Origin of the sequence: Serratia sp. MMO-28, from assembly GCF_037199905.1 — a bacterium.
Lineage (GTDB): Bacteria > Pseudomonadota > Gammaproteobacteria > Enterobacterales > Enterobacteriaceae > Chania > Chania oryzae.
Map to the genome: position 1 here is coordinate 1 of NZ_JBBCVB010000141.1, position 223 is coordinate 223.

The window sequence follows — 223 nt, forward strand, 5'->3', positions numbered from 1 at the left end:
GCAGGAAAGAACGGCACAACGTCAGAGCCACACTACCACCGTGCTGGAAAAAAACGCCCCGGCGCCGCACAGCGTTTATGCGTCATTGTTTGAAAAAATCAACCTTAACCCAGTCTCCCAGCTTAACGGCATTGAGGCTTTTCAGGACGGCGATGCCCTGGCGGACGTCTCGGCCGATGAGCGTGTGACCGCTGCCGTCAGCGTCTTTTTAGACCTGCTGAAG

At 56.1% G+C, this 223-nt stretch carries 1 pseudogene; it reads left to right on the plus strand.

Annotation, left to right across the window (positions count from 1 at the left end):
- Positions 1–223: pseudogene (locus tag WG891_RS26910) on the plus strand (type VI secretion system contractile sheath large subunit); the annotation flags it as partial.